Here is a 14,152-nt window from a genome sequence, read left to right on the forward strand (position 1 = left end):
CTCCCACAGGTTTTGTATCCATCCCGTCAATCTCACTGACACCCCTGGCCCCTTGTGGGAGCTGGCTTGCCAGCGATGGCGTCCGTCCTGTCACATCAATGGCGCCTGTGCCGCCGTCATCGCTGGCGAGCCAGCTCCCACAGGTTTTTTATCCAGCCCGTCAAACTCACTGGCACCCCAGCTCCCAAAAGGATTTGCATCCACAGGGATGTTGTCGTTGCACCTGCTTCTACTGCCCCTGCAGTGCTGGTTCCGGTTCATTGGTCACGCGCAGCAAGCCCCATAATCCGGAGGTGTTGCCGTAGGCGGCGTAGTCGCGGAACAGGTAGTCCCCCGGGATCGCATTGCTGCCGCCGGCGCTGGGGATCATGAAGCTGAAGTGCGCGGCCGGCAGGATACTTTCGTGGGCGCCGATGTACATCGACATCGGGTTGTAACCGAAGCGCACCGAGCCGACGCCCGGCGAGCCCATCGGATAACCACCGGTGTCGCTCTTCTCGGCCTGGAACGGGTTCACCGACCAGACATGCCCGTCGAGCTGGAACGTGGTGCCGCGACTGCCGCCGCTCGGCATCAGGATGTGCGTGCGCAACGGTTGGCCCGGCTTGGCATAGAGCACCGGCGTCTGCGGATCGCCGCCCACCAACGCATTGCTGTAGGCCATGTGCGCATTGCTCATGTCGCCGTAACCCGCGCCGTCGGCATGCCCGAACGGTGCGTCCGGAGCGAGGCCGAAGCGATACCACAGCGGCTCGGTCTTGTAGTTGATCGCCATGCTCGAGTTGTCCTGCGGATCGGTCGGCACGCCGAAGCCTTCGGCAGCAATCCCCTCCACCGGCCGGCCATTGGCCCAACGGGTGTTCAACGCCTTGTGCCAGACCATCGCGAAGTCGCGGTAGCTGGTTTGCCCAGGTGCCGTAACCGTAGCGTTGACCTTGCGCGCATCGTCAACCCAGGTCGCGCCGATCGGCAGGATGCTCATCGCCCCGCCAAGACCCTTCTGTGGTTGCTTGATCACGTCCGCCGGGGTGATGTTCAAGCCGCCAAACTCCACCGCCGTCGCGTTAATGTTGTCGACGCTGCGGCCCAGTTGCGTCACCGGTTTGCCTTCGCGCTCCAGATGCCCGGCGTAGTACTGATAGGTACGCGTCGGGTACGCGCCGCTGTTGCCGACACGCGGTGGCACGGTCTGGATCGGGTTGGCGCCGACGTTAGCGCCGTCGGATTTGGTGATGTCGTAGGCCAGCAGTTGCGCGTGCAGGCCTACGTGGCTGGACGGCCGCATCAGGTTGTTGCTGAAGGTGGTCGAGCCCAGACCGCTGTTGCGATCACGCTTGACCATGCCTTGCATCACCGCGGTTTGGGTCAGGTCAGGCATCACGCTTGGCAGACGGTTTTCCAGGGTGATGTTGATGCAGTCCCCCGCAGCTGCACGCAGCACCAGTGGTTCTACCGGGATGCCGGGTTTGAGCTTGCCACTGAGCGGATCCAGATCGGATTTACGCACGTACAGGATCGCAGTCGGATCATGCAACGGCCCACTCTGCCCGCCGATGGTGATGGTTTCGCCATCCTCCGGATCGGTCACGGTAACTTGTGGAATGCTCACCGTGCGCGAGTTCAGCACCAGGGTGCCGCCCGCCGGATTGAGCGGCCCGCCGACATGCTGACCGAGCCCTTCGGGATCGCCGATGGTCAGGCCCAGCGCATTGCCGAGGATGTCATTGGCCAGCGCCGCGACCACTTCATAGTTGCGCTGCACCGTTGGCCGGGTGCCGATGCCATTGGGGTTAGCGCTGATCCGTGGGCAACTGCCCTCGAACGCCACGGTGTTGCGCATGCCCGCCGGGCTTGGGTTGTTGGGGATGGCGAACAGATCACTGCGCTTGGCGGTGTAGTTACGCATCACACCCCAGATACCGCTCCAGTAGCCTTCGATCGAAGCGTCCATCGAGTAGAGATAGTCACCCGTGGTCGCGGCGGCGCTGGAGAGCATCGACACCGGCGCAATGAAGCCCATCTGCTCGGAGATGCCGATCATCTGCGACGCGCGCCAGCCAGAGTTGGAGCTGTTGCCGAAACCGGAACCGCTCTGCAGCCATTTCACGCCGTGCAGGGTGACGTTGTGCTCTTCCTCATGGCCGCCGGCATGCACCCGCAGCCGCACGTTGTCGCCGGTATAGGTGCGCAGCATCGGCGTGAACGGATCACCGGGTTCGGCGCCGCCCTTGTTGATGTGCGGCGGGAACAGCGTGGTGCCGCCGGTTGGGCCGGTCGCCGAGGTGAGCAGATTCGGCGCCAGGTTCATCGCCGGAATTGCCCGGTCGGTACGGCTTTGCATGGCGAACGATAGATCGCCGCCGAGGCCGTCGGCCTGCATGCCGCGCTTGCCATCCGGGCCAACCTTGTTCGGGTCGTACACGCGCAGGGCCAGCGGTTCGTTGCGATAGTTGACGACGAACATCCCCGGATCATCCACCGAAATCGCCTGCGGACATGGCCGGCTCGGGCAGCCCGGAACCTGACCGCCCTGCACTTCCAGCACCCCTTCAAGCAGGTTGCTGGCGTTGTTGCGCACTGGCGGATTGATCGCGTAGCGGAAGCTGTCGGCGGTGGCCGGGAACGCCTGCGCATTCGGCACACCGTTAGGACCGGCCCCCACATAGACACCAGCTTCATAGGCGTGCTGGAAGTCGCTGTATTCGAGGAAGAACTCGCGGAAGCTGTCGTTCTTGCCGTCGCCATCGAGGTCGCCGGTGTTGATCACCGCCTGCCATGACGTCGGCCCACCGTCCTGGCGCGCGCCGCTATAGAGAGGCTCGCCGGTTTCGGCGTGGAACCAGGTGGAACCGGCCGGTTCGGCCAATACGGTGGCGTACAGCCCAATCTGCTGGTGCGTCGATGGGCCTAAGTGGTCGTGGGTGAAGATGGTGCCGAGGCCGCGATCGACGCCTTTGGCGTTGACCACCGGATCGACGAACCAACGTTGCATCGCCGTGCGCGCACCGAGCCAGTCGGCGCGACCGTATTGGCCAAAGAACGGATGGTTCTTGGCTTTCGGGCAGGCTTGAGTACCGTCACGCGGATCAGTACCGGCGCACTGGTTGAACTCGCGGATCGCGTGAATGCGTTCCTGCACGGCGCCGGGCGAGAGCACGCCGTCCTCGTAATTCCAGCCGTTGGACGAGCCGTCCGCCGAGGTCAGATCCCACTTCGGCAAGTGGATGTGCTGGCCGATTACATCGGTCGGCGTGCGCACCTGATAGTCGTCCATCTCATAAGTGGCCGGCACCAGGTTGGTTTGCTGGTATTGCACGCAATCGAAGGTATTCATGCGCATCACCAGCGGCTCTGGCGGACGCTGCTTGGTGATCACCGGCCAGGCGTCTTCCCACAGCGCGAGAATGCGCGCCTGCGGGAAGTGATAACCGACTTTGTTGTACACCGCATCAAACTGGATGTTGGCGGCTTTGTAGATGCGTGGGCGGTCGGCGGTGAAGGTCGAGGCGCCGACAAAGGACATGCCGTCGATGCGCTCACCGCTGGCGAACTCGCCGCTGCCGGCGTTGCTGGTCAGGCGTTTTTGCCGATCATCCATGCACGGTTCGTAGTATGGCGCGCCCGCCATCGGCAAGGCACCGTTGGTGCGGAACGCCTTGGCCACCACTTGATTGCCGGGCAGCAAGGCGTAGCTTGGGTGATCTTTTTTCGCGTGGAAAGCCATCGCGGCCTGTTCGACTTCGGTGCCTTCTTCTGGCAGGTAAATCGGTTTGGCGCGGGTGACTTCCTTGGAGAAATCCAGCGAAGTGGTCACGGTGTGTGCCTCGCCACCGGCCGCGACGCCATCCAGTGCGTGCCGCTGCAAGCCGCCATCCCAACCGCCGGACTGTGCCGGGTCGAGGTTGGCCCACAGCGCTTTGCCGCTGGCCTTGAGCGATTGCGCGGTGGCGGCGTCGAGCATGTCCAGTGGCGGCGTTGGCGGACGCTGGCCCACGGAGCTTTCCATGCCGCCGATCCAGAACGGGTAACCGGGGTTTTTCAGGCTGCCGTCGGCATTGCGGTTGGCTTCACTGCGATCGACCAGCGCCAGCGAGCCGATGGCTTGACCGCCAGCGTTGCCGCCATGGTGTTCACCGTCGTCACCGCCCTCTTCTTCGTCATCGTCGTCATCATGACCGGCGACCAGGGTTTCACCGATTTTCGGCACCACCACCACTTTGCCGGGCATCGGCGCCATGGCTTTGCCCGGCAGCGGCACGATGGCCGGAATCGGTGTACCGGCGACGATTTCACCATCGGGCAAGGCCCGTGCCCCGACCGCCGGTTTGCCGCTGCGCAAGGCAAACGGTTCGCGGTGATAGCCGTCGGCGCCCTGCTGCGAAACATCGAGGCGAGTGCCTTCTTCGAAGACATCGTGGACCCGCCACATGGCCCACATGCCTTGGGCGAAGTGCGGATAGAAATGGCAGTGATAGATCGCATCACCGGCCACGCGGTTGCGGTTGCCCGATCCGCCGTTGGCGATTTCATAGGTGTAACCGGCGCCCGGACCGATGCCTTGGGCGTCGACGTAATCGGAGTTGTCGTCGTTGGGGTTGAACAGCCACTGATGGCCGTGCAAGTGGAAGATGTGCTGCTCGTGGCCATTGTGGGTGTTGCGGAATTTGACGAAGTCACCGATGTAGCTGTGGTTGACGTTCGACGGCTCCGACGGATACAGGGCCATGGTGGCTTTGACACCGATCTGATCAGCGCGCGGGGTCTGGCCGGGGGCGATGTTCTCAAGCCCGGTGTTGGCCGGCACATCCACCAGCATCGCCACATCGCCGACGGTGTGGGAACTGAGGAAGAATTCTTCATAGGCGCACGACAGGCAATCGTGCATCGGCCCCACGCCCAAGCGGTTGGCGACCACTTCGGCGCCCATGCCGCCGGAGCCGTAGTTGATCATGAACGAGTCGCGGGTCGGCTCCAGCACATGGGCCATCACCGGATCGGCCCAGTACGCGGGGAACGCTTGGGTGGCAGCGGTTTCATCCTGGAACTGCGAAGCGAAATCGCGGAACGGTTCCAACCGGTTGGGGATCGCCGGATTGCGTTTGCCCATTGATTCCAACGGATAGGTACTGGACGGGAAACTGCCGTCGGCGTTGCTACCCATGACAATCGCATCGCTTTCACTGGAAATGATTTCACTGCCGTCCACCATGTTGATGATCGGCGTGCCGGCCTTGCCTTCGCGCAACCACGGTTCGCGTTGCGGGTAGCGCGCCTGGTAGTCGACGATCGGTTGGCCGGCCGGCGTGCGGCCCGTAGTGGCGAGGCGCATTTCTTCTTCGGTGAGGGTGTTGCGATAGCTGCGACCGCCCTTGGGCAGGACGACGACCTGGCCGAACAGGCCGTTGGCAACGTTGCCGGCCGCGCCCTCGCCACCAAAAGTCGCGCCACGGCTGCTGACGGCAAACGCGCCTTCGCGTTCGGCGAACAAGGTGTAGGAGCGGCTCGCACCCGGTGGCACCAGGCTGTTGGCGTTACGCCCGGTGAATGAAGAAATGTCATCAATGCTGTTCACCGCTTGCAGGCCGTTGACCTGGAAACCGACGTGACGGTCAGCCACCTGCTCATCGACTTTGAAGTCTTCGGCGCCATTGGCGTTTTCGGCGCCCTCCTCTTCGCCCTCGTTTTCAAAGTGCTTGTTCGGGTTGGCCTGATAGTCGAGCAGGTTCTGCAGATTGATCGTCAGGCAATCCCCGGCGGCGACCCGCAACACCAACGGCCGTGGACGCTTGTCCGGGCGCAGCGAAACTTTGCCCGGCACCGCAGCGCCACCGTAAGCCAGCGACTGCTCATGTTCATCGACCACATCGCGGCGCAGGGCGAACATCATGCCGTTGATGTTCTGCGCACCGAGGCGGTTGAACATCAGCGGTTGATCGAAGGCGACGACGTTGGCCACCAGGTTGCGCTCGCAACGTACGGCCGCGCCGGCCAGCTCGACGCTGAGCATCGAGGCCAGAATCAGCAGCCAGTTGAGCAGAGACGGAGCGTGATGAATGCCAACCATGATCAGTAACCTCGTAGTGGGTGCTCTTGGGAACACTCTCGACAAATGCTTCGGAGCAATCCCTGTGCCACAAAAAAATGCATTACCGTTCAGCTAGTTACCGCAACGACTTGAGAATCCGGGGGATATTCCCCACCCGTTCCCCCCACATTTCGGGCCTTATCGGCTTGCCCCGAATGTGGGGAAAACCGGGTTGGGCTCACAACGGCGCATCCATCGCCAGGCCCTGCAAACACCGGTACTGACGCAATACATTCGGCACATAACGCTGGGTTTCAGCGAACGGCGGAATCACCCGGCCACGGCTGAGCACCGCGTCCGGCCCGGCGTTGTAAGCCGCCACCGCGAGGGCAATGTCGTTGTCGAACAGGGTCATCAGGCGCTTGAGGTATTTGGCCCCGCCCTGAATGTTGGCCTTGGGGTCGTAGACGTCCGTTACACCCAGCTCGCGTGCGGTGTCGGGCATCAACTGCATGAGCCCGCCCGCGCCTTTGGCTGAGGTCGCGCCGGGGTTGTAATGCGACTCGGCGTTGATCACCGCGTGCAACAGCGCTTCGGGCAATTGATTGGCCGTGGCCGCCGCCGACACCAGTTCCGCGTAGGGCTGGTTGGCGATCATTTGCGGTTGCTGATCGAGGCTGGCCACAGGCATTTCAGCTTCGTGGATCACCCGTTCGTACGTGCGTCCGGGCCGGTGGACGTTGGACAGGACATAGCTGCCCTTGGCGTCCACGGAGATGAATACATCGGCTTGCACGGCACCGCTGAGCAGCACACAACCGAGCAATCCGCTGGCGAGAAATTTCATGTCGGGCCTCCCCGGATCGACCCCGATAAATTGGGGGAAATGCCCCAATGGCCGATCACGCTTGAGCCATACGCAAGCACTGTGCCGACTCTTGAAAAGCCCGGTTTACAAGGCTTTCAGCCATTCGGATGATTTTCAGTGGGGGCTGAGCATGGCAATTGCATAAGCCTTTGTGGCGACTCGGCTGCCACTCACGGGAGGTCATCATGAAGCTGCAATTTCGTCCGCGTGACCAACGCGGTTTCACCCTGCTCGAATTGCTCGTGGTGCTGGTGGTACTCGGCCTGTTGGCCGGGATCGTCGCGCCGAAATACTTCGCCCAACTCGGTCGCTCGGAAGTGAAAGTGGCCAAGGCGCAGATCGAAGGGCTGAGCAAGGCGCTGGACATCTATCGACTGGAGGTCGGTCACTACCCGTCCACCGAACAGGGCTTGCAGGCCTTGGTCGCCGCACCGAGTGACGAAGCGAAATGGACCGGCCCGTACTTGCAGAAAAAACTGCCGCAGGATCCGTGGGGACGTAATTACACCTACCGCTATCCTGGCGAAAACAGCGAGTACGACTTGCTGTCGATGGGCAAGGACGGCCAGCCCGGCGGTGAAGGTGAAAACGCCGAAGTGACCAACTGGCAGTAAGCGGAGCGCGGCCCATGCGATTTCATCTGAAGGCGGTCGGCAAGACCGGTGTGGTGGCGCTGAGCATCGAGGCGCCGGGGCACGGCGAAGCGCGGCGTATTGCCGAAGATCAAGGTTTGCGCGTGCTCAGCCTGCATGCCGAGAAACACTGGCGCTCGTTGCGCCTGCGCCAACGCGAAACGTTCAATCTGGTGTTGTTCAGCCAGGAGCTGACCACGCTGCTCAATGCCGGCCTGCCGTTGATCGATGCGCTGGAAAGCCTCGCCGAAAAAGAAACCGCCCCCGCCGCCCGCAAAACCTTGACTGAGCTGGTGCGCCTGCTCTACGAAGGCAAATCCTTCTCTCAGGCACTCGGCCAGTTGTCGGCAGTATTCCCGCCGCTGTACGTGGCGCTGGTACAGTCCAGCGAGAAAACCGGCGCGGTCGGTGATGCGCTGGGCCGCTACGTCAGTTATCGCCAGCGCATGGACGAGGTGCGGCAGAAGATCGTCAGCGCCTCGATCTATCCGCTGCTGTTGCTGGTGGTCGGCGGTGGCGTGGTGCTGTTCTTGATGGGTTATGTGGTACCGCGCTTCAGCCTGGTGTTCGAAGGTTTGGGGTCGAACCTGCCGTGGCTGTCGCAGATCCTGATGAGCAGCGGCATGTTCTTGCATGCGCATCAGGGTGAATTCTTCGGTGCGCTGGCGGCCATTGTCATCGCCCTCGCCGTGCTGCAAAAACAACCGGCGTTTCGCCGTGGACTGGATCGGCTGGTGGAGAAACTGCCGGCAGTGCATCAACGGATTTTCATGTATGAACTGGCGCGCTTCTATCGCTCGCTGGGAATCTTGCTGCAAGGCGGAATTCCGCTGGTCACCGCCATGGGCATGGTTCGCGGCCTGCTCACCGTCGCCTCTCGGGCGCGGCTGGATCAGGCCTGCGAGCGCGTGCGCGAAGGTCAGTCATTGTCCGCCGCGCTGGAGCTCAATCGGCTGGTGACGCCAGTGTCCCTGCGCCTGCTGCGGGCCGGTGAACAATCCGGCAACCTCGGGCAGATGATGGAACGCAGCGCCGATTTCTACGACGAGGAGATCAGCCGCTGGATCGAATGGTTCGTGCGCCTGTTCGAACCGCTGCTGATGACCTTCATCGGCCTGCTCATCGGGGTCATCGTGATCCTGATGTACATCCCGATTTTCGAACTGGCTTCCAGTATCCACTGACCCCGGGAACGGGTCGGATCGACGCAACAACGCTCATCGACGTTCCCAACCAGACAATAAGACGGAGAACGATATGCACATTAAAAAGCTCGTGCTCGCAATGGCCATTGGCGCAGTACTGTCGGCGTCTACCGTGTTGATTCCGGACAATCTTTCAGGCGTTTCCAGTGTTCAGGCCAAGGAAGGTGGCAGTGGAGGGAGTGGCGGCGGTGGACACGGCGCAGGGGGTAGCGGCGGAAACGGTGGTGGGCATGGCGGTGGCGGTGGCGGTGGCGGCAATGGTGGCGGTCATGGCGGCAGTGGCAACGGTGGCAACGGTGGCAGTGGACACGGTGATGGCGGCGGTGGTCACAGCGGCAGCGGCCAAGGCTCCGGACACTCGGGCGACTCCGCGTCCTCGTCAGGACGCAGCGGCACGCACGCTGAACCAGGCGATGATCACGGTGTCCATCGCGCCGGTGAAGTCGGCGACGACCACGGCGTCCATCGCGCCGGTGAAGTCGGCGACGACCACGGCGTCCACCGCGCCGGTGAAGTCGGCGATGATCGCGGCGTGCATGTCGGCGGCGAGCCCGGCGATGACAAGCGCGCCAACTGATTTTCAGAAACGCCACAAAACCTGTGGGAGCTGGCTTGCCAGCGATGAGGCCGGATCAGGCAACTTTGTATTGCCTGACACACCGCTATCGCTGGCAAGCCAGCTCCCACAGGGTTATGCAGTGTGCACAAATTCCGCAGACAACCATGAACCCAATGTGGGAGCGAGCCTGCTCGCGAATGCTGTGGGTCAGCCAATGATGTTTTGACTGACCGTCCGCTTTCGCGAGCAGGCTCGCTCCCACAGGGTTTTGCAGTGTTTGAAAGATCCACTCAGAGAGCGACGTTGCTCTGGTTCAGCCGTTCGCGCAGGAATTCGACCAACGCTTGCACGGGTCGGGAGGCCTGTCGATGCTGCGGATACACCGCCGATAACGTCAGCGGCTCCGGGCGCAAATCATCCAGCACCGGCACCAGCCGGCCATCCTTCAGCGCCGCACCGACAATGAACGTCGGCAAATAGGTAATCCCCATCCCCTGCACCGCCGCATCCCTGAGCAACTCGCCGTTGTTCACGCGCATGCGCCCGGTGACATTCACCAACTGCGGCTTGCCCTGCCCCGCATCGAATCGCCATTGCACCGAACGCCCGTGGCCGTAAGGCAAGCAGTCATGACTGTGCAGGTCCTCAGGCTTGAGCGGTGTGCCGCGCTCGGCGAGATACGCCGGGCTGGCGCAGTACACCCGCTCAATCGACGCAATGCGCCGGGCGATCAGCGTCGAGTCTTCCAGCACGCCAATACGCAGCGCCAGGTCGTAGCCTTCGCCAAGCAGGTCCACCGGCCGATCGCTCAAATCGACCTCAACGGTGACTTCGCGATAGCGCTGCAAAAACATCGGCAACAGGCAACCGAGATGCGCCACGGCAAACGACAGCGGCGCACTGATGCGGATCGTCCCGCGCGGCTCGGCAGTTTGCCCGGCGATACCCTGCTCGACCTGTTCGACTTCACCGAGCAAGCGCAGTGCCGACTCGTAGTAGCTCTGGCCCAGTGGCGTGACGTCGAGGCGCCGGGTCGAGCGATTGAGCAAACGCACGCCGAGACGCTCTTCGAGCTGCATCAAGCGACGGCTGACGAATTGCTTGGACAGGCCCAACTGATCGGCGGCGTTGGTGAAGCTGCCGGAGTCCATGACCTGGCAAAAAATACGCATGTCTTCGAACGGGTTCATTGTCACTCTCTGGTGGACAGTTAAACGCTTTATAGCCGCTTTTTCACTTTCCGGCAGCTCATTAATCTGTGCTCACGGTGTTGCTGAGGCCTGAAGCCCAGCGCCACAGCAGCCCGCAACCCAGGCATAAAAAATCAAACGGATTAAAAGGAATTGCACATGAACATCGTCAAGAAAACCCTGACCGCTTCCCTCCTCGCCCTGTCCATCGGCAACGCGTTCGCCGCCGCCGGCAGCCCGGGTGTCGAACACAACACCCAGGCTTTTCTCGAAGCCCTCGCCGCCGGTGGTGGCAAGCCGCTGGAGCAGCTGAGCCCGAAAGATGCCCGTGCAGTACTTACAGGTGCGCAGGCTTCGGTGAAGGTTGATCTGTCCGATGTGCAAGTCAGCGACAAGGCGATCAAGGTCGATGGTCAGACGATCAACCTGAAAGTGGTGCGCCCGGCCAAGGTCAAAGGTGAGTTGCCGGTGTTCATGTTCTTCCACGGTGGCGGCTGGGTGCTGGGTGATTATCCGACTCACCAGCGCCTGATTCGTGACTTGGTGGTGGGCTCCGGCGCCGTCGCGGTGTACGTCGATTACACGCCGTCGCCGGAAGCGCAGTACCCGACCGCAATCAATCAGGCCTACGCCGCAACGAAATGGGTGGCCGAGCATGGCAAGGACATCGGCGTCGACGGCAAGCGTCTGGCGGTAGCCGGCAACAGCGTCGGCGGCAACATGGCGGCCGTCGTCGCGTTGATGGCCAAAGAACAGAAAACCCCTGCCCTGCGCTTCCAGCTGCTGATGTGGCCGGTGACCAACGCGCAGTTCGACGACGGCTCGTACCAGCAATTCGCCGAGGGCCACTTCCTCACCAAGGGCATGATGCAGTGGTTCTGGGACAGCTACACCACCAATTCCGCCGAGCGTGCGCAGATCCATGCCTCGCCGCTGAACGCCAGCACAGAGCAACTCAAGGGCTTGCCCGCCGCCCTGGTGCAGACGGCCGAATTCGACGTGCTGCGCGATGAAGGCGAAGGCTATGCGCGGCACCTGGATGCGGCCGGTGTGGCGGTCACCTCGGTGCGCTACAACGGGATGATTCATGACTTTGGTTTGCTCAACCCGCTGAGTCAGATTCCCGAGGTGAAAGCGGCGGTACGTCAGGCAGCGGCTGAGCTGAAGACGCACTTGCAGCCATGACGTTAAAAGATCGCAGCCTGCAGCGGCTTCCACATCGGACACGTGCAGGCGGCGATCTCTTCCATTGATCTTGTGGCGAGGGGATTTATCCCTGATGGGCTGCGCAACAACCCCTTTTTTGGGGGCGCTGCGCAACCCGTCGGAGATAAATCCCCTCACCACAAAAAGTCCTTCATCACCAACGCTCGTGCCAATCCGGAGCACATCATGTCCTTCCTTCTCACCCACCTGCTGTCCCTGAGCGCCGTTCTGCTGTTGGTTGACGCCGTGCTCTGGCACTTCACGCCATTCAACCATCGTGCACCGCGAGTCGGCATTCGCCTGGTGCTGTTTCTGGCGTTCAGTGCGTTGGTGATCAACGCCGGCGTCAGCCCGTTGCAGGCGCCGCTGTTTGCCGATGATCGCGTGGCGCAACTCGGCGCAACAGCGCTGGGCATTCTTTGGTGGTTGTACGCCGCGAGGGTCCTCACCGAAGTCATCGGCCTGATCCTGATGCGCCGCATTGGTCACAGCGGGCGCTTGCTGCAGGACGTGATTGGCGCGCTGGTGTTTTTGGCGGCCATCGTTGCGGCAGCCGGTTATGTGCTGGAGTTGCCGGTCAAAGGCCTGCTCGCTACGTCCGGTGTGGTCGCCATCGTCGTCGGTCTGGCGCTGCAAAGTACCCTGGCCGACGTGTTTTCCGGGATCGTCCTCAACACCACCAAGCCCTACCAAGTGGACGACTTCGTAGTGATCGACGGCGTCGAAGGTAAAGTGCTCGACATCGACTGGCGCGCCACGCATCTGTTGACCAGCGCCGGGACCATGGCCGTGGTGCCGAACTCGGTGGCGGCCAAGGCGAAAATCGTCAACCTCAGCCGCCCGAGCAACATGCATGGCGTGTCGATCAGCATTCAGGTGCCCAACCACATTCGCCCACGCCGGGTACTCGACGCCCTCGACCGTACGTTGCAAGGCAGCAGCAGTCTGCTGCTCAACCCGGCGCCCAAAGCCGTGTTGAAAGAGGCTGGCGAAACCACCTCGGAATACGTGGCCAGCGGGTTCATTGCCGAGTTGAGCAAGAAAGGCGAAGTGCGCAATCAACTGTTCGACCTCGCCCACCGTCATCTCGAAGCGGCCGGGATTTCGCGGCATCCGGACGGCGTGATCGAGCCGTCGACCCGCGCCCGCGCGTTGCTGGATGAGGTGAAAATCTTCCGCTCGCTGAGCCATGAGGAACGCGACCGTCTGGCTGAATCGATGGTCGCGCAGCAGTACGCGGCGGGCCAGGTCGTGCTGGATCTGGATGAAGTGCCGGACAGCCTGTTTGTGATCGCCACGGGCGTGGTCAGTGCGACTGTGCCGGACGGCGACGGGCAGACCGAAGCCGGGCGAATGGGGCCGAGTGAGGTCATGGGCGAACAGAGCATTCTCGCCGATACGCCGTCGCAGGCTACGTTTACGGCGCTGACATCGAGCATCATCTACCGTCTCGACAAGGGGCTGACCCGCCAGTGCATGGAGCAACGCACAGAGGTGGGGCGGGCGTTGAATAAATTGCAGGCGGTGCGGCGGCAGAACAGTCATCTCGCGTTGTTGGCGAAAACGACACCGATCAAGAAAGGTGGGTTTCTCGGTTGGCTGCAAAAGCGTTGATGCGAAGATCTTAAGATCAAGAGCTTTACCCCCTCACCCCAGCCCTCTCCCCCAGGGGGGCGAGGGGGAAAGGGAGCAGACCGCATGCAATTCAGAACCTGAGTTCGGCTCGGTATCGCAGGTCGGCGTATCTCGAACAAGCCCTTCGGTCAGTTCCCTCTCCCTCCGGGAGAGGGCTAGGGTGAGGGGCTTTTCAGGATCAGCCGATTACTTGGCGGTGAACTTGGTGTAGCTGTTGATCAGGTTGCGGTAGTTCGGCAAGCGGTTCGACAGCAGATTCGCCAGGCCTTCCATGTCGTTGCGCCAGTCGCCCTGCAGCTCGCACGCCACCGAGAACCAGTTCAACAGTTGCGCACCGGCCGCCGACATCCGCGCCCACGCCGCTTGTTGCACGGTGGTGTTGAAGGTGCCGGACGAGTCGGTCACCACAAATACTTCGAAGCCTTCAGCGATGGCCGACAGGGTCGGGAACGCCACGCACACGTCAGTCACCACACCGGCGATGATCAGTTGCTTGCGACCGGTGGCCTTGATGGCTTTGACGAAGTCTTCGTTGTCCCAGGCGTTGATCTGGCCTGGACGTTGAATAAACGGTGCATCCGGGAACTGTTCCAGCAGTTCAGGCACGATCGGGCCGTTCGGGCCTGCGTCGAAACTGGTGGTGAGGATGGTCGGCAGCTTGAAGAATTTGGCAATGTCGCCCAGTGCCAGCACGTTGTTCTTGAACTCGTTCGGGGTGAAATCCTGTACCAGCGAAATCAGACCGGTCTGGTGGTCGACCAGCAACACGACCGCATCATCTTTGTTCAGACGCTTGTAAGGAACGCTCATGGGGAAACTCCTGGTTGGATGG

General features: G+C 62.0%; 9 protein-coding genes. 5 read left to right on the plus strand and 4 right to left on the minus strand.

Annotated elements, in window-relative coordinates:
* Positions 1 to 229: 229 nt before the first annotated feature.
* Both mnxG and ACIONG_RS11180 read right to left on the minus strand, forming a co-directional pair.
* Positions 230 to 6,064, minus strand: coding sequence for a manganese-oxidizing multicopper oxidase MnxG (gene mnxG, locus ACIONG_RS11175; protein WP_401299208.1), 5,835 nt, complete (start codon positions 6,062 to 6,064; stop codon positions 230 to 232).
* A 199-nt stretch (positions 6,065 to 6,263) separates the two neighbouring features.
* The gene (locus ACIONG_RS11180; protein ID WP_401299211.1) at positions 6,264 to 6,872 is read right to left on the minus strand and encodes a lytic transglycosylase domain-containing protein; all 609 of its coding nucleotides are present in this window, start codon (positions 6,870 to 6,872) and stop codon (positions 6,264 to 6,266) included.
* Positions 6,873 to 7,078: 206 nt separating this feature from the next.
* Here ACIONG_RS11180 and gspG point away from each other — a divergent pair, with 206 nt between their 5' ends.
* The 3 genes from gspG (at position 7,079) to ACIONG_RS11195 (ending at position 9,307) form a co-directional block, all read left to right on the plus strand.
* Complete coding sequence (gspG, locus tag ACIONG_RS11185; RefSeq protein WP_103305781.1) at positions 7,079 to 7,507, plus strand: type II secretion system major pseudopilin GspG; 429 nt, start codon at positions 7,079 to 7,081, stop codon at positions 7,505 to 7,507.
* 14 nt (positions 7,508 to 7,521) lie between these two features.
* On the plus strand, positions 7,522 to 8,709 hold the full coding sequence (locus ACIONG_RS11190) for a type II secretion system F family protein (RefSeq protein WP_103305780.1): 1,188 nt from the start codon (positions 7,522 to 7,524) through the stop codon (positions 8,707 to 8,709).
* Positions 8,710 to 8,782: 73 nt separating this feature from the next.
* Entirely contained in the window at positions 8,783 to 9,307 is a 525-nt protein-coding gene (locus ACIONG_RS11195) for a hypothetical protein (RefSeq protein ID WP_401299216.1), read from the plus strand.
* A gap of 272 nt (positions 9,308 to 9,579) precedes the next feature.
* Here the strand turns inward: ACIONG_RS11195 and ACIONG_RS11200 are convergent, their stop codons facing one another.
* On the minus strand, positions 9,580 to 10,479 hold the full coding sequence (locus ACIONG_RS11200; RefSeq protein ID WP_401299219.1) for a LysR family transcriptional regulator: 900 nt from the start codon (positions 10,477 to 10,479) through the stop codon (positions 9,580 to 9,582).
* A gap of 159 nt (positions 10,480 to 10,638) precedes the next feature.
* Between ACIONG_RS11200 and ACIONG_RS11205 the strand changes: the two genes are divergently transcribed.
* Both ACIONG_RS11205 and ACIONG_RS11210 read left to right on the plus strand, forming a co-directional pair.
* Positions 10,639 to 11,664 (plus strand): alpha/beta hydrolase, encoded by a 1,026-nt coding sequence (locus ACIONG_RS11205; RefSeq protein ID WP_401299221.1) that lies wholly within the window; start codon positions 10,639 to 10,641, stop codon positions 11,662 to 11,664.
* A 207-nt stretch (positions 11,665 to 11,871) separates the two neighbouring features.
* A complete protein-coding gene (locus ACIONG_RS11210; protein ID WP_401299224.1) occupies positions 11,872 to 13,299 on the plus strand; it encodes a mechanosensitive ion channel domain-containing protein in 1,428 nt (475 codons plus the stop codon).
* A 207-nt stretch (positions 13,300 to 13,506) separates the two neighbouring features.
* Here the strand turns inward: ACIONG_RS11210 and ycaC are convergent, their stop codons facing one another.
* Positions 13,507 to 14,130, minus strand: a complete 624-nt coding sequence (gene ycaC / locus ACIONG_RS11215) for an isochorismate family cysteine hydrolase YcaC (protein WP_103304931.1) — start codon at positions 14,128 to 14,130, stop codon at positions 13,507 to 13,509.
* Positions 14,131 to 14,152 lie beyond the last annotated feature (22 nt).

Origin of the sequence: Pseudomonas sp. NPDC087817, assembly GCF_044742875.1 — a bacterium.
In the GTDB taxonomy this organism is placed as follows: domain Bacteria; phylum Pseudomonadota; class Gammaproteobacteria; order Pseudomonadales; family Pseudomonadaceae; genus Aquipseudomonas.

Excerpts from the sequence above, each read along its gene's own strand:
- mnxG (WP_401299208.1), bottom strand. The coding sequence starts at position 6,064 with ATGGTTGGCATTCATCACGCTCCGTCTCTGCTCAACTGGCTGCTGATT.
- ACIONG_RS11180 (WP_401299211.1), bottom strand. The coding sequence starts at position 6,872 with ATGAAATTTCTCGCCAGCGGATTGCTCGGTTGTGTGCTGCTCAGCGGT.
- gspG (WP_103305781.1), top strand. The coding sequence starts at position 7,079 with ATGAAGCTGCAATTTCGTCCGCGTGACCAACGCGGTTTCACCCTGCTC.
- ACIONG_RS11190 (WP_103305780.1), top strand. The coding sequence starts at position 7,522 with ATGCGATTTCATCTGAAGGCGGTCGGCAAGACCGGTGTGGTGGCGCTG.
- ACIONG_RS11195 (WP_401299216.1), top strand. The coding sequence starts at position 8,783 with ATGCACATTAAAAAGCTCGTGCTCGCAATGGCCATTGGCGCAGTACTG.
- ACIONG_RS11200 (WP_401299219.1), bottom strand. The coding sequence starts at position 10,479 with ATGAACCCGTTCGAAGACATGCGTATTTTTTGCCAGGTCATGGACTCC.
- ACIONG_RS11205 (WP_401299221.1), top strand. The coding sequence starts at position 10,639 with ATGAACATCGTCAAGAAAACCCTGACCGCTTCCCTCCTCGCCCTGTCC.
- ACIONG_RS11210 (WP_401299224.1), top strand. The coding sequence starts at position 11,872 with ATGTCCTTCCTTCTCACCCACCTGCTGTCCCTGAGCGCCGTTCTGCTG.
- ycaC (WP_103304931.1), bottom strand. The coding sequence starts at position 14,130 with ATGAGCGTTCCTTACAAGCGTCTGAACAAAGATGATGCGGTCGTGTTG.